Source organism: Pseudophaeobacter sp. (genome assembly GCF_048267565.1).
GTDB classification, from domain to species: Bacteria; Pseudomonadota; Alphaproteobacteria; order Rhodobacterales; family Rhodobacteraceae; genus Pseudophaeobacter; species Pseudophaeobacter profundi.
On record NZ_JBLWXG010000001.1, the window covers coordinates 658,988 to 678,363 of the forward strand.

At 59.4% G+C, this 19,376-nt stretch carries 10 protein-coding genes and 1 pseudogene; 8 read left to right on the forward strand and 3 right to left on the reverse strand.

The features are described 5' to 3' along the window. Positions 1–68: 68 nt before the first annotated feature. The 7 genes from ACN0VH_RS03100 to ACN0VH_RS03130 all read left to right on the forward strand — a co-directional run bounded on the left by ACN0VH_RS03100 (position 69) and on the right by ACN0VH_RS03130 (position 9,308). Positions 69–218, forward strand: coding sequence for a hypothetical protein (locus tag ACN0VH_RS03100; protein ID WP_417699470.1), 150 nt, complete (start codon positions 69–71; stop codon positions 216–218). After that, the gene (locus ACN0VH_RS03105; protein WP_417699471.1) at positions 208–1,896 is read left to right on the forward strand and encodes a hypothetical protein; all 1,689 of its coding nucleotides are present in this window, start codon (positions 208–210) and stop codon (positions 1,894–1,896) included. The genes ACN0VH_RS03100 and ACN0VH_RS03105 overlap by 11 nt, the downstream gene beginning before the upstream one ends. Beyond that, a complete protein-coding gene (locus ACN0VH_RS03110; protein WP_278921797.1) occupies positions 1,897–2,913 on the forward strand; it encodes a tyrosine recombinase in 1,017 nt (338 codons plus the stop codon). A gap of 147 nt (positions 2,914–3,060) precedes the next feature. Then, positions 3,061–4,371, forward strand: coding sequence for an HlyC/CorC family transporter (locus ACN0VH_RS03115; RefSeq protein ID WP_278921798.1), 1,311 nt, complete (start codon positions 3,061–3,063; stop codon positions 4,369–4,371). Then, positions 4,368–5,990 (forward strand): MFS transporter, encoded by a 1,623-nt coding sequence (locus ACN0VH_RS03120; RefSeq protein WP_278921799.1) that lies wholly within the window; start codon positions 4,368–4,370, stop codon positions 5,988–5,990. The genes ACN0VH_RS03115 and ACN0VH_RS03120 overlap by 4 nt, the downstream gene beginning before the upstream one ends. A 164-nt stretch (positions 5,991–6,154) precedes the next feature. After that, a complete protein-coding gene (locus tag ACN0VH_RS03125; protein WP_417699472.1) occupies positions 6,155–8,572 on the forward strand; it encodes a GcvT family protein in 2,418 nt (805 codons plus the stop codon). A 133-nt stretch (positions 8,573–8,705) separates the two neighbouring features. After that, positions 8,706–9,308, forward strand: a complete 603-nt coding sequence (locus ACN0VH_RS03130; RefSeq protein ID WP_417699473.1) for a nucleotidyltransferase family protein — start codon at positions 8,706–8,708, stop codon at positions 9,306–9,308. A 91-nt stretch (positions 9,309–9,399) separates the two neighbouring features. On the opposite strand, the gene ACN0VH_RS03135 is transcribed toward ACN0VH_RS03130, so the two are convergent. Together ACN0VH_RS03135 and ACN0VH_RS03140 are read right to left on the reverse strand one after the other, a co-directional pair. After that, the gene (locus tag ACN0VH_RS03135; protein ID WP_417699474.1) at positions 9,400–13,728 is read right to left on the reverse strand and encodes a Hint domain-containing protein; all 4,329 of its coding nucleotides are present in this window, start codon (positions 13,726–13,728) and stop codon (positions 9,400–9,402) included. 1,785 nt (positions 13,729–15,513) lie between these two features. Then, positions 15,514–16,368, reverse strand: coding sequence for an alpha/beta fold hydrolase (locus tag ACN0VH_RS03140; RefSeq protein ID WP_417699476.1), 855 nt, complete (start codon positions 16,366–16,368; stop codon positions 15,514–15,516). A 991-nt stretch (positions 16,369–17,359) separates the two neighbouring features. On the opposite strand from ACN0VH_RS03140, the pseudogene ACN0VH_RS03145 reads away from it, so the two are divergent. Continuing rightward, positions 17,360–18,027: pseudogene (locus ACN0VH_RS03145) on the forward strand (transposase); the annotation flags it as partial. Between the two features lie 60 nt (positions 18,028–18,087). On the opposite strand, the gene ACN0VH_RS03150 reads toward ACN0VH_RS03145, so the two are convergent. Further along, positions 18,088–19,329, reverse strand: coding sequence for a class II aldolase/adducin family protein (locus ACN0VH_RS03150; protein WP_417699477.1), 1,242 nt, complete (start codon positions 19,327–19,329; stop codon positions 18,088–18,090). Between the last annotated feature and the right edge of the window lie 47 nt (positions 19,330–19,376).

The following is a 19,376-nucleotide window of genomic DNA, read 5'->3' on the forward strand; positions in this document are numbered from 1 at the left end:
ACGTGATATTGCAAAAAAGGCCATATATAACTTGGTCAAAATACAAAGAAGCAGGCAGCAGGTGTGCAATGGTGCGATTGATCAAATATCTTGTCATTTTTGGGGTTCTGGCGGCAGTGGCTTTGATAGCCTATGCCTATCTCGGCCCATGGTTCGGGGCTGATTTCAGTGTCCCCATTGAAGAAGTCCGAAAACCGGTCGTCCTAGATGCAAACTGACCGGGGCAAAAAACAGCGGAAAAAGAATCGCTCTTTCGCCACTCTTGCTTTCACTGCCCTGGCGATCTCTCTGCCCTTTGGTACGCTAGAGGCCCAGGGGCACAGTCAGGCACCGCTCACCGTTATTGACTGGCTGGGGCAACCAAGCAGTACCGGTCCGTTGCCCAGCACCGTCCTGCTAGAGCCACCGGTGACCGGCAGCGCCAGTCATCCGCATATCACCGTAACGCCCCTGCAGGCGCTGCTGCCGCCAACCGGGCTGGTCGCGCCATCTGCAACCGGGTTGCCGGTGGACCTGTGGCGCGGCAGCGACCCCGAAGTCATTTCCCGACTGATCCGATCAGTTTCGGTGCGGGGGAATCCGGCGATGCAATCGCTGCTGTTTACCCTGCTGCTGTCGGAAAGTCGGCCACTGCGCGCCGAGGGCGATGTCGTTTTGCTGGCGCGGCTGGATCGATTGATCAGCCTTGGGGCGTCGGACCCGGCGCAGGCACTAGTGGAACAGGCAGGCCCGACAGCCAGCCCGGCACGGTTTCGGCGTTGGTTCTTTACCGCCCTGCTAAGCGGTAGTGAGGACCGCAGCTGCACCGCCCTGATTGCGGAGCCATACCTTGCCCCCGACTACCGGGCGCGCATTTTCTGCTCGGCGCGGCGTGGCGACTGGCCCACTGCGGCGCTGATGCTGGAATCGGCCCATGCGCTTGATCTGTTGCCGAAGGCGCAGCTTGATCTGCTCGACCGGTTTCTCAACCCCGATATATTCGAGCTGGCGCCGCCGCTGTCCCGACCAAGCAATCCCGACCCGCTGACCTTTCGATTGTTCGAATCCATTGGCGAGCCGCTGCCCACAGCGCCGCTGCCACGGGCCTTTGCGGCGGCAGATCTGCGCGACCTGGCTGGCTGGAAGGCCCAGCTGGAAGCGGCAGAGCGTCTGACACGCGCCGGGGCGCTGAACCCAAATCAGCTCCTGGGGCTCTATACTGATCGCAGCCCTGCCGCCTCCGGTGGGATCTGGGATCGGGTCGCAGCTCTGCAGCATTTCGAGGCGGCCCTGAACAGTGGCAGCAGCGCCGAGGTTGGCAACGCCCTGCCCGCCGTCTGGACCGCGATGCAGCAGGCCGGATTGGAGGTGGGCTTTGCCGATCTGTTTTCGACCCAGCTGGCGCGTTTCAAGCTGAGTGGCCCGGCAGCAGAACTGGCCTGGCAGATCCGCCTGCTGGCCCCCACCTATGAAATCGCGTCTCACAGTCCGCCAAAGGACAGCGACAAAAACAAATTTCTGGCCGCGCTGGCCCAGGGTACCCCCGGGAACCCCGGCAGCAATATCGCGCAGCGCCCCAGCCCTGCGGCACAGGATACCGTGGAAACAACAGAGGAAATGCCCAACGACGGTGCCACGCCACCGCGGCAGGGATCATCCCTGCGTCATAGCTCCCCCCTGATGCAATCGATCATTCAGGGGTTTGACGAAGACGCCGAGGTGCCTACAGAAATCCGTACCCTGCTGGACAACGGGCAATTGGGCGAAGCGATCCTGCGAACCATGGATCTCTTTGCGCGCGGAGCGCAGGGCAACCTGGGTGCGCTGAGCAAGTCGCTGGCCGCATTACGGGCAGTAGGATTGGAAGACACCGCACGGCGCGCCACCCTACAATTGATGCTACTGGAGCGCGATTGAATGGCCGCGCCCCGCGATGACCTGCAGTGGATCTCTACCTTTCTGGAGGCCCAGGCCGCCGAGGCGGGCGCGGCGCGCAATACTCTGCTCGCCTATGGGCGTGACCTGAAAGATGCCGCCACCTGGCTGCACCATCGCAACCGGGCCTTTGATGCCGCCAGCCGGGACGATATCGAGGCCTATCTGATTAGCTGCGATGCCGAAGGGCTGTCCCGCGCCACCCGGGCCCGACGGTTATCTGCCATTCGTCAGCTCTATCATTTTGCCTTTGAAGAAGGCTGGCGCGCCGACAATCCGGCAATCCAGATCAAAGGGCCGGGACGGGCCAAATCGCTGCCCAAGACGCTGGAAGTGATTGAGGTCGACCGACTGCTTGACGCTGCCCGCCAGACGGGGCGCAGCCCTGCGGACCGCCTGCGCAACACCTGCCTGATGGAGCTGCTCTATGCCACCGGCATGCGGGTGAGCGAACTGGTCTCGCTGCCGCTGGCGGCGGCGCGCGGCGATCCCAATATGCTGCTGGTCATGGGCAAGGGCCATAAAGAACGCCTGGTGCCACTATCGCCCCCGGCGCGTGCTGCCCTGCGGGCCTGGCTGAAACATCGCGACAGCGAGCAGGCCGAAAAACAGACCCGCCCCGATCACACGGGATCAAAGTTCCTGTTTCCGTCGCGCGGCAAATCCGGGCACCTGACGCGCCACTGGTTTTACCTGCTGATCAAAGACCTGGCGGTGAGCGGCGGGGTAGATCCGCAAAAAGTCACGCCTCATACCCTGCGCCACGCCTTTGCCACCCATCTTTTGGCCAATGGTGCCGATCTGCGAGCCATTCAGGCGCTGCTGGGCCACGCCGATATTGCAACCACCGAGATCTATACCCATGTGCTGGATGCGCGGCTGAGCGAACTGGTGCTGCAACACCACCCGCTATCGCGCGCGACAGAAACCGAAACAGACGGCGCTCAATCAGGCGAAGGCGAGGCTGCGCAGAACGAAAGCCAGGACCAGGCACCCTGACAGGCCCGGCTCCTCTACCAGCTACCCGCCTGTCTTGCTCCCTGTATCGCTTGCCTTTGCGCCAGATTGGACACCCTGAACAGGACTTGTCTGATAGGCCGCTACGGCCCATAACATCGAACGACACAAACAGAATTTGGACCCACCATGGACACCGCCCAAACCGTTTTGGACAGCGCATTCTGGATCTCAGCCGGGGCCATCCTGCTGCTCTTGGTTCTCTCGGCTTTTTTCTCTGGCTCGGAAACGGCCCTGACAGCCGCCTCGCGGGGGAAATTGCGGAGCCAGGCCGACAAGGGATCGCATGGCGCAGAACGCGCCCTGAAAGTGACCGAAGACAGCGAGCGGCTGATCGGGTCGGTTCTGCTGGGCAACAACCTGGTAAATATCCTGGCGACATCCCTGGCGACGGCCCTGTTGACCCGTGCCTTTGGCGAAAGCGGTGTGGCCTTTGCCACCCTGGTGATGACCCTGCTGGTGCTGGTTTTCGCCGAGGTTCTGCCAAAAACCTATGCCATTTCCAACGCAGAGAAGGCCGCCTCGGCGGTGGCCCCGATCATTGGCGTATTGGTGACCATTCTTGCCCCCATCGTGTCGGCCGTGCGCTTTCTGGTGCGGGGCATTCTGCGCCTGTTTGGCGTCCAGATCGACCCTGACAGCCATATCATGGCAGTACGGGAGGAAATCGCCGGCGCGCTGCAGATCGGCCATTCCGAAGGTGTGGTCGAAAAGGAAGATCGCGACCGTATTCTTGGCGCGCTGGATCTATCGGATCGCTTTGTAGAAGAGGTCATGCTGCACCGCTCTCATATCGAGATGATTGATGCCGAGGCAGAGCCTGCGGATATTCTGGAACAATGCCTGACCTCGCCGCATACCCGCCTGCCCGTCTTCAAGCGCGAACAGGAAAACATCATCGGCATTGTCCATGCCAAGGATCTGCTGCGCGAAATGTATGCCCAGATCGGTGGCCCGGATGGCGACGCCAGCGCGCTACGGAATTTTGAGATCACAACGGTAGCAAAACCGCCCTATTTTGTCCCTGAAACAACCACGCTGGACGATCAGATGCGGCAGTTCCTGCGCATGCGCAGCCATTTTGCCCTGGTGGTGGATGAATATGGTGCGCTGCAGGGGCTGATCACACTCGAAGATATTCTGGAAGAGATCGTTGGCGAGATCACCGATGAATTCGACCCGGCCGAAGAGTCACTGGTGCGCAAGGAATCCGATGGCAATTTTATCGTCGAGGGCGCCACCACCATCCGCGATCTGAACCGGGCCACCGACTGGAACCTGCCGGATGAAGAGGCCAATACCATTGCCGGCCTGGTCATCCACGAGGCCCAGATGATCCCCACCAAGGGGCAGGTGTTTTCCTTCCACGGCTTCCGGTTTGAGGTCACGGGCAGAGAAGGCAACCGGATCACCGCCTTCAAGGTGCGCCCGCTGACATGAACCGGGCCTATATATGGTTCGACCAGGTCCTATTGGACCTGCTGCGGCAATTGAGATGGAGCTTCCTGCCGCCACTGTTGATCTATTTTGCCTATGGCGTGCAGGGCGTCACCTCTGTGGCGGGGACCTTTTATGTAAAGGAATACCTGGACCTTGATGCCGCATTTCTTGCTGGTTTGGGGTTCTGGGTCGGGCTGCCCTGGGCTCTGAAGATGCCGCTGGGCCATTTGGTCGATCTGATGTGGCGCTGGAAATATCTGCTCATCGTGCTGGGCGCTGCGCTGATGGCGACAAGCTATGGCATTCTCGCCAGCCTGCTTCTCATTCCTGATGTGATGGCTGCGGTGATGCCCCCCAATGCCTGGTATGTGACTTCGGCCCTGCTCGCGCCCTGCGGGTTTGTGCTGCAAGATATCGTGGCGGATGCAATGTCTGTCGAAGCCGTTCCCCGTTATGATGCAGAGGGAGCCGAGTTTACCGCGGCAGAAACCCGTGTGCTGCATACCACGATGCAGACCCTGGGCCGGATTGCCCTGATTGGTGGTTTCAGCGCTGCGGCGGCGCTGAATGTCTGGCTGTTTGACGGCGCCGACGCCCTGACGCAGGCAGACAAGGGCGCGCTATATGCCCAGGTCTTTCTCTTGGCGCAGCTGGTGCCACTGCTGTCGCTGACGGGAATCGCCGTGGCGCTGTTTCAGCGCCTGCAGCTTGGTGCCAGGCTGCGCCGTATGGGGCTATCGACTGCTGACATCAAAGCCCGCCTTACCCTGCCCCGCGATCCGGTCTCGGTGAACTGGTGGTATTTCATCGGCGGCGGTGCTTTTGTGGCCCTGACCCTTGGCATTGGCCTGAATGATATCGAACAGGGGCAAGAGCTGGTCTTTGCGGGATCTATGCTTATTGTGCTGTTGCTGATGCGTCAGTTGATCAAGGTTCTGACACCAGCACAGGCGCGTGCCCTGATCGGTACCGCGATTATCATCTTTGCCTATCGCGCCACGCCCCTGACCGGGGCTGCTGCCACCTGGTTTGAAATCGACGTGCTGAGCTTTGACCAGCAGTTTCTGTCTGTGCTCTCGCTGATTTCATCGCTACTGACGCTCTTTGGCATGGTGGTGCTGCGGCCGCTGATCGCAAACAACACCATCGCCTGGATCATCATATTTCTCGCGCTAAGCGAGGCCATGCTGAGCCTGCCCAATATCGGCCTCTACTATGGCCTGCAGAACTGGACTGCCCCCTTGACTGGTGGTGTGGTGGATGCCCGCTTCATTGCACTGGTCGATACGGCGGTTGAATCCCCCCTGGGGCAGGTCGCCATGATCCCGATGCTCGCCTGGATCGCCCGCAACGCGCCCAGCAACCTGAAGGCAACCTTTTTTGCGGTGATGGCAGCCTTTACCAATCTGGCTCTCTCGGCCTCCAGCCTGGGGACAAAATACCTGAACGAATTCTTTGTCGTCACCCGAGAGGTCAGCAATGCCAGCGGTCAGGTTTCAACTCCGGCAGATTACAACCAGCTCGGCCTTTTGCTGATCACGGTTGCCCTGCTTAAACTGCTGATCCCGCTTAGCGCCGTTGTGCTGGTGCAAATCAGTCGGCTGCGCAGCACCGACTAAGGCGGCATTCCCTTCCCCATTGGCAGACTGCGCCCCGCCCACCACCATGAGTGTTTGATGTTCGGGCGTGTTTTTACCCACCAGCAGCATGCCTGGTCGCTTTTTTGCTGGACTACTGTTCACAACTGTCCAGAATAAATCTGACACAACCAGGGAGAAGCCTCATGAAGACCACCACCCGCGTGGCTGTGATCGGCGGCGGCGTTGTCGGCTGTTCGGTCCTTTATCACCTGACCAAACTGGGCTGGTCCGATGTCATGTTGCTGGAACGATCCGAACTGACCTCTGGCTCGACCTGGCACGCGGCGGGGGGCTTTCACACCCTGAACAGCGATACCAATATGGCGGCGCTGCAGGGATATACCATCACGCTCTACCGCGAGCTGGAAAAGATCACCGGCATGTCCTGCGGTCTGCATCATGTCGGCGGCGTCACACTGGCCGACAGCCAGGAACGCTTTGACATGCTCAAGGCAGAGCGCGCCAAACACCGCTTCATGGGGCTACAGACCGAAATCGTCGGCCCCGAAGAAATCGCCAAGATCGCCCCGGTCACCAATATCGATGGCATCCTGGGGGGGCTGTATGACCCACTTGATGGTCACCTTGATCCCTCGGGCACCACCCATGCCTATGCCAAGGCGGCCCGGATGGGCGGTGCAACCATTGAAACCCACTGCAAGGTCATCGAGACAAACCAGCGTGCAGATGGCAGCTGGAATGTGGTGACCGACAAGGGCACAATCCATGCTGAACATATCGTCAATGCCGGCGGGCTTTGGGCACGCGAGGTCGGCGCAATGGCCGGAATCTACTTTCCGCTGCATCCGATGGAGCACCAATATATCGTCACCGACGAGGTACCACAAATTGCCGAAATCATCGACAACGGCGGCGAACACCCGCATGTGATGGACCCGGCCGGAGAAAGCTATCTGCGCCAGGAGGGCCGCGGGCTGTGCATCGGATTCTATGAACAGCCCTGCAAACCCTGGGCGGTGGATGGCACGCCCTGGGATTTTGGCCATGAACTGCTGGCCGATAACTTTGACAAGATCGAAGCCTCGATTGATTTTGCCTACAAACGCTTCCCGGCCCTGGCAGAAGCTGGGGTAAAATCCGTCATTCACGGCCCCTTCACCTTTGCACCCGACGGCAACCCGCTGGTGGGGCCAGTGCCCGGAGTGCGCAACTATTGGTCCGCCTGTGGCGTCATGGCCGGGTTCAGCCAGGGCGGCGGCGTTGGGCTGATGTTGGCGCAATGGATGGTTGACGGAGAGCCAGAACGCGACACCATGGCGCTGGACTGTGCCCGCTTTGGTGACTGGATCACCCCTGGATATACCCTGCCCAAGGTCATCGAGAACTATCAAAAGCGTTTCTCCATCGCCTACCCCAACGAAGAACTGCCCGCAGCCCGACCGTTTCGTACCACGCCGATGTATGACATCTTTGATCAGATGGGCGCGGTCTGGGGCCAACAATACGGGCTAGAAGTTGCGAACTATTTTGCCAATAGCGATGAACCCCGTTTTGAAACACCATCGTTTCGCCGCTCCAACGCCTTTGCGGCCACCGCCCGTGAGGTCAAGGCGGTACGTGGCGGCGTTGGCATCAATGAGGTGCATAACTTTGGCAAATACCGCGTCAGCGGCAGCGGGGCGCGGGCCTGGCTGGATCGTATCATGGCAGGCCGGGTGCCGCAGCCTGGGCGTATCAGCCTCACGCCGATGCTGTCGCATCAAGGTCGGCTTATCGGCGATTTCACCATCTCCTGCCTGAGCGAGCAAGAATTTCAGCTCACGGCATCTTATGGGGCCCAAGCCTATCACATGCGCTGGTTCCTGCAGCATCAGGTCGCGGGCGTCGATATTCAGAACGTTTCAGACAGTCGCAACGGGTTTCAGATTGCCGGCCCCCAGGCAAGCGCGGTGCTGCAAGCCTGCACCCGGACTGACATTTCTGACATGCGGTTCATGGATCTGCGCCAAATGACCATCGGCATGGTCGACTGCCTGGTGCAGCGGATCAGCTACACTGGCGATTTGGGCTATGAAATCTACTGTGATCTGCCCAGCCAGCGCGCGCTCTGGTCCAGCCTGTGGCAGGCTGGCAAACCCCATGACATGCGGCCCTTTGGCATGCGGGCCATGATGTCGCTGCGGCTGGACAAGTTCTTTGGCTCTTGGATGCGGGAGTACTCGCCAGACTATACTGCGGCGGAAACCGGGCTGGACCGGTTTATCTCGTTCAAAAAGACTGCGGATTTCATCGGCCGTGCCAAAGTCGAAGCCGAGCGAAAAGCAGGGCCCGCCCGTAGGCTCTGCGCCTTTGAGGTCGCGGCCACGGATGCCGATATCACGGCCTATGAACCAATCTCACTGGGCGGTGAAGTGGTGGGGTTCTGCACCTCGGGAGGCTATTCCCATCATGCGCAGAAATCCATCGCCCTGGGGTTTGTCCCGGCCCAGCATGTACAAGAGGGGCTGGAGGTCGAGATCGAAATCCTGGGCCAGATGCACAAGGCGCGGCTGATCACCACGGCGCTGTTTGATCCAGAGGGCACCCGCATGCGCGGCTGACCCGGTCGGCTGCGTTGCAATGTCATCCCCTTGCCAAGGGGATGACACCGGGCATTTCCACTGGTCATTCGCAGGCAATGTTCCCAAACTGCCCCGCAACACGTCACGGTCATTCACCAGCCCAGGGGGCACCATGGATAATATCGCGGTTCTTTTGCTTGCAGCCGGTGCGTCTTCGCGGATGGCGGGGCAGGACAAGCTGATGCAGCGGATCGACGGCAAGCCCCTATTGGCGCGGATCTGCCAGCGCACCGACAACACCGGATTGCCCTGCTATGTGACCCTGCCAAGCAAGACCCACCCGCGCGCGGCGCATATCGGTGCAGCGCAGATTGTTCCGGTTCCTGATACGGCAGAGGGCATGGCCGCCTCGATCCGCGCAGGAGTGACAGCCCTGCCAGACGCGATCGATGCGGTCATGATCTTACCCTGCGACATGCCGGATCTACAGACCGAGGATCTACTGAACCTGGCGCGCCGGTTTCACGGGCCAGACAGCCCGGTGCTGCGCGCCACCACGAGCACCGGCACCCCCGGTCATCCCGTGCTATTTCCGCGCCGCAGCTTTGCCGGTCTGCGCCAGATCACCGGCGATCAAGGGGCCCGCGCACTGCTGCGCCAGGAAACTGTGCAGCACGTCGCCCTGCCCGGCCAGCGCGCGGTGACCGATCTGGATACCCCTGAGGCCTGGGCGAAGTGGCGCGCCGCGCAACGACAGGCACAGCCAGAAATCTGACTTCCGTTATCCAAAGCTTGGCAGAAGATAATAAGGGACAGCACCCAGCGGCACCGTCCCCTATTTCATCATTGTCACATCGTTGATGCGCTTAGTGCACCAAAAGGCGCGCCTCGTGGCGTTTCAACGACCGTCGGGCAGAGCTGTAGGCGACGCGGCCCTGCTCTGACTTGAGTTCTGGGAACAGCTCAAAGACTTCGTTGCGCTGGGTGTTATCCAACCCGCGCAGAGTTTGATCCCCCGGCTGGAAGCTCTCGGTCCAGGCACCATCCGACAGGACCACCTCATGCTGATCGAACATAAAGTGGATATAGGTCACCGAACTGGTCTCTACCGCGTCAATGCCCACCAGCCCGGTCAGGTGCTTGGCTGCGACCAGCACTTCGCGGTCTTCGAAATACAGTGCGGTCTTGTCATTGGCCACCAGCACCCGGTGATTGGGGCTGACCATCATGTCGCGTTCCGGCAGACCATTACCCAGGGCGCCTTCACGGATCAGGATCGGCTGCAGATGTTCCGCCTGTTTCAGATCGGAACTTTCCAGACTGCGTGTCCCGAGCCAGCGAATGACCTGAATGCCGTTGTCGCGGGTGATGACCCGATCCCCAACAGCCAGATCTTCCACCCGGCGCTCACCTTCTGGGGTGGCGATACGGGTTCCCGGTGTGAAACAGGGCACTACGACTGTCTCGATCTCATAGAAGTTCGCAGTCCCCGTTTCGGCACCGCTGGCATCAAAGAACGTCACCACACCGTTTTCCGGGTTGGTGTCATCCAGATCAACGGTCAGGCTGCCACCGGCGTTCTGCGCTTCGGCTGCACCGGTAAGATCCAGCACGTCGATGTCAGAGCCATCCGCATCTTCGCCACCATAGATCGTATCGCCTTGGCCCATACCCGTGAAACTATCTGAACCGATGCCGCCAAAGGCCAGATCAAGACCGCTATCGCTATCAAGACCAACGGTATCTGCACCCGCACCACCGGACAACAGATCGTTGCCCTCGCCGCCCGACAAGCTATCGTCGCCTGCGCCGCCTGCGACCAGATCATTGCCGTCATCGCCTGTCAGCGTGTCGTTGCCTTCACCGCCGGAAACGACGTCATCGCCTGCGCCACCGCCAAGAAGATCATCGCCAAGACCGCCAGAGACTTCATCCTCGCCGGTTTCACCGTAAACCGTGTCCGCACCGCTTTCACCGCGCAGCACATCGTCCCCGCTGCCACCTTCGATAAGGTCATCGCCACCTTCTCCAAAGACCTCATCATCGCCAGCGCCGCTGATCACGGTATCACCGCCATCGCCGGCAAGGACGATATCATCGTCGCCGACTTCACCGGGCAACAGAGCATCACCGGCATCGATCAGGTCGCCGTCCGGGTCGCCAAGGTAAGATGTGTCGATCACATCGCTCCCCGCAGTCCCTTCGACGACACCATCACCGGGTAGCGGGCGCGCTCCGGGAAGCAAGGGTGCCGCAGGCACATCATCCCCAGAAGGAGGCGGAGCAGGTGCCGCCGGCAAAGGCGAGGTCGGGTTAATCACATCCTCAACAAATAGCACGTTCTCGATATTCGAGAATGTCGCGGTACCGATCACTGTCTGGGTTGTCAGGTCATAGAAATCGATCGTGCCATTTTCCGGGTTCGCCGGATCGTAGTTGATCACCGCAGGCCCGTTGATGACGACAGTATCATTGTCGATACCCGTTTCGCTGCCGTCGATCACATCGCCGGGGCCGACCTCGATAAAGACATCCTCATCGGCGCCACCGACCAAAAGGTCAGCGCCTTCGCCACCGTCGATCAGGTCGCCGCCGGTGCCACCAAGGATCGTGTCATCGCCACTGCCACCAAGAAGAATATCAGCAGCGCCATCGACGCTGTTGCCTTCGTCACCGTCATTCACATCCCCATGCAGGATGTCATCCCCGTCGCCACCAACCAGCAGATCGCTGTCAGCACCGCCGGTCAGGCTATCGCTGCCCTCTCCCCCAAACATGAGGTCTGTATCGGCCCCCCCATCAATGGTGTCGTCACCTTCGCCACCGCCAAGGATATCAATCCCCGCGTTGCCGGAAATATCATCATCACCGCTGCCACCCAGCACCAGATCAACGCCATCGCCACCTGCAAGAAGATCATCGCCATGGCCGCCCAGCACAATGTCCGACCCGTCACCGCCATCAACCGTATCATCATCGATGCCCGCATCAATGAAGTCGTCGCCGCTGCCGCCGGTGATCAGATCGTCATCATCCTGGCCATAGATCACATCATTTCCGGCGCCGCCGTCGATGGTATCCATGCCATTGGTGGGATCAGGATCAACCGGGCGCCCGTCAGCGCCATCATCCATGATGTTCAGCGCATCCGGAAACGCCGGGTCAAGCCCACCATAGAGAGTATCATCACCCGCACCGCCAAGCAGGCTGTCGGATCCTTCACCGCCAGTGATGACGTCATCATCAGTCCCGCCATCGATGGTATCATCATCGATACCACCATCAATGGTATCAAAGCCCGCGCCCCCAGCGATCAGGTCATTGTCATCGCCGGTGGTGATCAGATCATCGCCGGCACCGCCATCGACGGTATCGCGATCATTGAAGGGATCAGCATCCGCCGGCACAAAAGGAATATTTGGCGTGGTGCCCGTATAGCCATCAAACCCCCGGTCCGGCAAAGGTGCCAGGTCATCCGAAGAGGTGTCGATGACATCATCGCCCTCGCCGCCATCAACACTGTCAGAACCATCGCCACCAATCAGCGAGTCATCCCCGTCATTGCCAAGGATGATATCATCGCCGTCGCCACCATCGATTGTGTCATCGCCCGGCACAACGGAAGGCGGGGTTCCAAGGGCGTCGAAGAAGACATCGCTAACCACCACGCTGCTAGAGATGTTGCCATCCTGGCTATGGGTGATCACAATCGATGTAACCGGTCCGGGAATGGTTACCAACATAGATGTATTGGGATTGTCGTCACTGGTGAAGGTGTCGTCATCCTTGGCGGCGGCCGTGTCGTAACCGGGAACAGCATCGGTATCTGTCATCGTCAGGCCAGGGCCACCCGCCAGGTTCACCACCACCGGGTTTCCGGCCGCATCAAAGGCAGTAATATTGACCACACTGTCAGCATCGATATCGCTGACACGGAAAGAGACATCACCAACCGGTCCCGAAAAATCCAGCTGATAGTCGGCACTGCTTGCATCAGCACTGGCTGCCGAATTCAAGCCGCTTTGCGGATCTGCCGCCACACCGCCGGTGTTGATATTGCCAACAAACTGCGGCACATCGGTAAAGTCACTGGTCGGCGCACCGGTGCTGGTGACAACCGAAAAATCAACAGTAACCGAGCCGGTATCCTGCGAGAATCCCGCCGTCAGGTCATCGCCGGGATCAACCGGGTCGCCGCCATCCGGATCAGGCGCAAGATCCCACTGGAACACTTCGCGGGTGCCACCACCGCCCACACCACCGGGAACATCCGTGTCGCCCTGCAGCAGGTCATCGCCTGCGCCGCCACTCAGGCTGTCTGCCCCGCTGCCGCCATGTACGGTATCATCACCAGCACCTGCCAGCACAGTATCATCGCCGCTACCGGCATTGACCAGGTCATCGTCGGGTCCGTCAGCCGGGTTGATCGCATCGCCATTGTCGATACGGTCGCCTTCAGGATCCCCCAAATAGCTGGTATCAATCAGATCATCTCCAGTGCTGCCTTCGACGATACCGTCGAGCCCACCGCCATTGTGCTGCACTACATTATCGTCCAGAACCGCAACATAGTCGATGCTGCCTTCAAAGGCATTGCCACCGTCACCATCGGCCCCGATGACAAAGCTATCTTCGCCATCCGCAGTCACATCAAGGGTCATTCCAACCACATCATCGCCGGTGGTAAAGCTGGTCCCCTGAGTGCTGTTTTCCACCACCAGAGTCACGCCGCCGGGGCTCCAGCCGTAGGAAACGGTCAGCAGATCACCCGCAGCAAAGAAACCGGGATCGCTTGCAAAATCCACTGTATTGCCATCATCAGCGTGGCTCAGGCTGACAACACCCTCTTCGCTCACCCGAATGACAAAGCTCTCACCGTCGGCATCATCCTGCGATGACAGACCTCGGCTTACGACTGTTTGCTCACCGCTTCCCGGCACCGCAGTGGCCTTGAAGGAAGTGATCAGGGAACCGGTTGCAAGATCAAACGGCCCGTCCTGGTCGCCTGCTACATTGAACTGGCTGTCACTGCCATTTCCCAGCATCCAGCCGCCCGCATAGGTCGCACCGCCAACCCCGACACCATCCTGGGCAATCCCATCGCCAAGACCGCTGTCATCGGTGGTGTACCCGTCGCGAAAGTCCCACAGACCAACCAGATTGGCCGAATACGGGTTGTCAAAATTGTCAGCCATCTCGTTCTCCTTATCGGTGTGGCGCCGCAGTCAGCGCGCCCCGTCGCTCGAAGCGTTCAATCCGAAATAAAATCAACCGCAAAACCGCAGTTCCAAATTCATGCCCGAAGTTGAGGAGACAGCACTATCTAGCCACGCGTTACGTGTTCTATCCCGTACAACAGGACAGAGTGCGCCGATTCAGGTTGTACGGAAATTGGATCAAACGTGAAGGCAGTTCACGCGGCGCCTTTGATAGCAGGCTGCGCCAGATCTGGTCTCGTAACACCCTAGAAAATATACCCCCCAGTGGGTGAGTAATGAATAGCGGATGAATATATTTCAACAAAGAGAAAAAACCGTCAGAAATTTTAATAAATTGCCAGACAGCCCTGAAACTGGCCCCAGACCTGAAAATTGAGCAGCAGGCGGAAAGTCGCGATTGTTCTCAAATCAACATCAATTCGGTGCAAGAGCACGAATAGCGACCACTAACAGAGACAAAAGCCACCCATTCAGCGCAGGGTTGTTTCCAGTTACGCAACCTTCAGGCCCCACCCACCCTGGCAGACACAGAGAGCCCGCGTGATATCCGCCCCGGCAAACGGATGGCCGAATTGGAACCAATTGCGAAAAATACGAGGAACTGTTTCCCTCAAATAGTCAATCGCGCGGGAATCGTATCACGCTCCACATCGCGCGCATGATATACACCGGGCCTTTCTGCCAAACATATCACCCCAACCAGCCTGCCATGGTCCAGCCCCTGAATAGAGCTTTCCTGCGTTCCATTTCGCTTCCAGAAAACCGGAATACCGGCGGCTGCGAAGGCCAAAGAAAAAAGGCGGTGAGCCACAGTCATCCTTTCATTCAACTGGTTCTGGTTGGCAGTCTTGCCGCGGTGACTAGTCAAATTAACGGGCGGATCCAACGCCGAAGGCGGTCTCGGCAACTTTTGCGCTAGGGGTCTGAAGCTCGCCGCGCGCACGAAGCAGGCATAGGTCATTCTGACTATGCACCGACCGTCGAGGCGATCGGTCGCCTGTTCGATAAACTGGCCCCCCCCTTGGCAGCCGAAACGGTGGCCAAGGTCATCTGGGACGTCGCTAATGAGACCGGAGACCGCTTGCGCTTCCCGTCTGGGCGCAGATGCCAAGCCCCTGTTGGACGCGTGCAAGAGCCAGGATGACTCGAGCTTCAGCGATGGCATCAAGACGCTGATGAGCAGCAGATAGCAAGCCAACCGGAACTGGGTGAATGGCCCGATAGGTGAGAGCTGTGGCTGCGCCAAAGTCGACGCAGTCCGCAGAGTGGCCTGTCGGCAGCGTTGCACCGCTGCATGTGCAGCTAAACCGCTTCTTATTCTAGTGTTTTCCGCCATTCATGCAAAACAGACCGGTTCAGCTTAGTTCAGGGAACCTATGGATACTTCGTACTAAACCCAGATGACTGCAGCCAGCCCAAGTGGGCTCGAAGCCGACTTGAGGCGGTGCAGAGTGCTGATCGCTGGTCTGTACGGATATCTTCACCGTCGTTGGTGACCGCACCGCCCGACCTGCATGTGCAGGCCCGCCAAACGGGTCACCAGGCATGCGGCCGCTTGGGGCTGCTGGGGTTACCTGCGACAGCGACGGCAACCTACCAGGCCGGTGATCAGCCCGCTGCGGTGCCGCAAGGCAGATCTGAGTCCGAAGTGTCGGATGCCAGAGTAAGTTCTAATGCCGGGACCGGTCAGCGGAGCGGACCCGGTGAATCAGGTCAGTTCCTGCAATACCCCGCGCGGTCTATAATCACACGGGGCATGCGTCAGGCTAGGAAGTTCAGGAGGGTTTCGTCAAACCGCTCTGCTTCTTCCAGTTGCGGGGTGTGCGCGCTCCTCTCAAAAAGAGCAAAGACCGGCTGTCGATTTTCCGGGGTAAGGGGGAGCCAGGTTTCCAGCGGCGCAACCAAATGGTCATGCCGCCCCATGCAAATCAGAAGCGGGGTTTGAATCTCCTGCAACGCTGTGCCTGGATCGAAATCGCGAAACACGTCCCCCCACAAACTGTCGAAAATCGGCATATTAACGTGGACACCCTGCCAAAGATCGGAAGCATCGAAACATGGATCAAACCAGCTGCGGGCGGCCAGCCCCAGGCACATCCAGATGAACCTCTTTTCCGGTTCGGCATCGATCTTCGCAGCCATCCGTTCCAGATCCTGTGCCAAACGGTGCTTGCGTTCCGGAGCCGCAAGCATACCCCAGATCCGCTCCACGTATGCCATGTGCTCCGACGAATGGCTTGGTCCGGTTGCAACAACCACGGTTTTCCGGACAAGATCCGGCCTGCGGCGGGCGAACTCCAGTGCCATGTAGCCGTGGCCCGAGTGCCCCATCACATCCAGGCGTGAAAGGCCAAGTGCGCTGCACATCGCAGAGATATCATCGGTAATGGTCACCAGTTTGCAGTCACGCGCCTCGACACCGCGGTCGGCATGAGAGAAGCCGCGGTGATCAATGAAGATAAGCTTTCGCTTGCTGCGCAAGCCTGCTGAAAATGTGCGTGGATAGAAGACGTGGCTGCCAATGATCAGCAGTGGTTCTCCTTCCCCCTCGATCGTGTAGCCGAGCGCGTAGCCATCCCGGTGGATGCGCCCTTGGACGCTGTCATATTTTTCCATAAAAATTTACCCGCAAGAGGTGTCCTCTTACGCTCCGATTGAAGCAGTTGAACGTTCGGCCTGTCATTTGCCGGACGGCCGGTAATGATCGATCTTCGATCTTTGCTAACGGATAAGTTTCATGGGATCCCAGCTGCTGTTTCGGGGCGCTCCTATTGCTTTTCTCGTAACCAGTCAAGCCGCTGAGGTTTCCGGACAGGCAGCATTCGACCGCGGAGGCGTCATTACCAGAGATGACGCGAACAGCAGCAGCCCGGCACTGTGTGAGCTCACAGGTTCCAAAACCTCGCAGCCGCAGCGAATGGCCGGAACGGCGGGCCGCGCCGCAGCAGAAACCCTCTGCTGGTTGCATCAAACGGCCGAGTTTGCAAAGGGCGCTTTCTGCGCATAGCTGCACTTGGTGCGAGCCGCAGCATAGCAGCATAGTTGTATTGCCTTTCGACCTATGAATGGCTGCTATCGTCACGCTGTGGCTTGATCCGCGCATGTGCAGCGAATGACCGAACCGCCGATTGTTTTTCCACACAATCGGCTGTCAGAAATCTTCGCAAGGAAGCCCTCAGCTACCGCGTGGTCGTCAAGTTCTAGAGCTAAGATTAACTCCGCGGCTCGCAGCCGTTGATCTCTCCATTTATTGCGCCCAAACGAAGGTTCGCCATCCATACACTCCTGGACCTCTGCAAATGAATTCGTGGGTCCTTCTGGCGCCCTACAGCGTGGGTATATTCGCACCCCGGTGTTTGGGGCGATGGTGAATTTCCGCGGAGTTGGTTTTTGGATTGGGGTTGTTGTTATGTAGGAACTACACCGAGGCAATACTTGTTAGCTTTCTGGCTGGCATCTGACTTCGATCTCGATTGGCGCAGGGGCGCAGTTCACAAGCCTCTTCCTTGTTCAAACGCCCGGTGAGCATTTTACTCATGTTGACCTGCCCCCCGCGAAATCCCTCATTGTGATGTAGAGTCTGCGCCAACTCTGAAGGAGCAGACACATGCGAAAGAGCCGTTTCACCGAGGCGCAGATAATCGGGATGATCAAGGAGCAGGAGGCTGGAATGCCGACTGCGGAGGTGTGCCGCAGGCACGGCCTGAGCACGGCGACGTTCTACAAGCTCAAGGCCAGGTATGGCGGTATGGAAGTGTCCAAGGCGGCCAGGCTAAGGGCGCTGGAAGATGAGAACGCCAAGCTGAAGCGCCTGCTGGCGGACACCATGCTGGACAACGTCGTGTTGAAAGACCTGCTGGGAAAGAACTGACGACATTGATCAAGCGGCGAGATGCGGCGCTCCAGGTGATGCGGGATCATGACATCTCGCAGCGCCGGGCGTGCAGGCTGGTTGGTGTCGATCCCAAGACAGTCCGGCGAGAACGCCCGCCGGACTGCGCAGATATCCGCAAGGAGATGCAGGAGATTGTCGGCAAGCGGCGTCGGTTCGGCTATCGTTGGATCGGCGTTATGCTCGAACGCAAGGGCATGATCATGAACCCCAAGAAGCTGTATCGGCTCTACCGGGAGGAAGGGCTCTCGGTGAAGCGACGACGTGACCGCAAGCGGGCCCGTGGCACACGCACACCGATGTCGGAGGCGGCGCGCCCAAATGCGCGGTGGTCGCTGGACTTTCTGTCGGACAGCTTCGGTGCTTCACGCAAGTTCCGCATAAGGACTGGTCGGCCGGAGCAGGTACCGTTCCCTTCGCACCGGCACCTGCATTGCTCCAAGTCACTTTTGAAGCTTTGCCTGCTCCAACGACCAATACTCCATATCAAACAGGTCCGCCTCGGAGATCGGGGCAAAGCGCTTGTAATCTTCCGCAGCATTCACGATCCGCGCGGTCTGCTCAAACAGATCGCCCGCGATACGCGCCGCTTTGTCGTTGGCACCCAGGCCAAAGATCCCAAGCCCCGGCACCAACACAACGCGCGGCGTAGTATCCAGCATGACTTTCGGCTCGGATGCATTGGGGGCGTTGCGATTGAAGTAAGCGGCATATTCTTCCGCGTAGGCATCCAGCGCCGCGTCAACCTGGGCAAGGTCGGCACCTTCTTCAACAATCATGCCAAAGGGCTTAATACGGATAACGTGATCCGGCGTTGCGGTGCCACGGCGCGACAGCTCTGCCAGGTTGCCCCGAGACAGGTAGCTGCGGATGGATGGGCCGGTGCGAAAATCCATCGCAGGCTCTGCCCCCAAATCGCGCCGCGTCGCCAGCGCGCCGCGCAGGGTTTCCGCCAACCCCTTGGGCGCATCACGGTCTGTCACTTCGGGACCGGGCACCTGAATGCCGCGTTCAGCCAGATAGTCCTCGGCCATGGTGACAAAGGCAATCATCAGCTCATAGCTGGCCTGCGCGGTCTCGGCAAAGGTGAACAGGCCATGCTGCTCCAGCCACAATCCCTCAACCGAGGGGTCGCGCGCCAGCGCATCCTTGCAGGCATGGCTCAACGAATAGCCCGGCATCACATAGGGCACAAACCCAACGCGACCGCCGTAAATTTCTGCGACGACCGTTTCCATGTCTTGCTGATCCGCCAGGGCAAGGATTGCGGTCGCATGGGTGTGGTCCACAAACGCATGCGGCATATAAGCATGCAGCAAGGCCTCGATCGATGGGTTGGGGGCGTCCTGATCCAGCAGATACCGGCGCAGATAGGCCACCATGTCCTCATCAGACATATGCGCGACATCGCGGGTCTTCAGCAGCGGTGCAAGCCACATCGCGGGCAAGCCCGGTGCCTCGATGTCACCCAGATCCCAGCCGGAGCCTTTCACATGAATGATCGCCCCGCCTTCGGCGTCGGGAATTTTGACGGAGGTATTGCCGCCCCCGTGCAGCACCAGATCTGGCTCCTGGCCAATCAGGCGCGAGCTGTAGACCCGCAAGCCAAGCGCGGCGGGCTGGCCCTGTGCCTCGGCGGCATCGATGAACTGTTGTGCCTCGGTGTCATTCCATCTGGACTGCATATCGGTTTCCCTGAAAGTCTGCGCAGGGATGCATGACGCACCCCTGC

What these genes read in the sequence shown, in the direction of transcription:
- ACN0VH_RS03115 (WP_278921798.1), top strand. Translation starts at nt 3,061, where the DNA reads ATGGACACCGCCCAAACCGTTTTGGACAGCGCATTCTGGATCTCAGCC.
- ACN0VH_RS03140 (WP_417699476.1), bottom strand. Translation starts at nt 16,368, where the DNA reads ATGGAAAAATATGACAGCGTCCAAGGGCGCATCCACCGGGATGGCTAC.
- ACN0VH_RS03110 (WP_278921797.1), top strand. Translation starts at nt 1,897, where the DNA reads ATGGCCGCGCCCCGCGATGACCTGCAGTGGATCTCTACCTTTCTGGAG.
- ACN0VH_RS03150 (WP_417699477.1), bottom strand. Translation starts at nt 19,329, where the DNA reads ATGCAGTCCAGATGGAATGACACCGAGGCACAACAGTTCATCGATGCC.
- ACN0VH_RS03120 (WP_278921799.1), top strand. Translation starts at nt 4,368, where the DNA reads ATGAACCGGGCCTATATATGGTTCGACCAGGTCCTATTGGACCTGCTG.
- ACN0VH_RS03100 (WP_417699470.1), top strand. Translation starts at nt 69, where the DNA reads ATGGTGCGATTGATCAAATATCTTGTCATTTTTGGGGTTCTGGCGGCA.
- ACN0VH_RS03130 (WP_417699473.1), top strand. Translation starts at nt 8,706, where the DNA reads ATGGATAATATCGCGGTTCTTTTGCTTGCAGCCGGTGCGTCTTCGCGG.
- ACN0VH_RS03105 (WP_417699471.1), top strand. Translation starts at nt 208, where the DNA reads ATGCAAACTGACCGGGGCAAAAAACAGCGGAAAAAGAATCGCTCTTTC.
- ACN0VH_RS03135 (WP_417699474.1), bottom strand. Translation starts at nt 13,728, where the DNA reads ATGGCTGACAATTTTGACAACCCGTATTCGGCCAATCTGGTTGGTCTG.
- ACN0VH_RS03125 (WP_417699472.1), top strand. Translation starts at nt 6,155, where the DNA reads ATGAAGACCACCACCCGCGTGGCTGTGATCGGCGGCGGCGTTGTCGGC.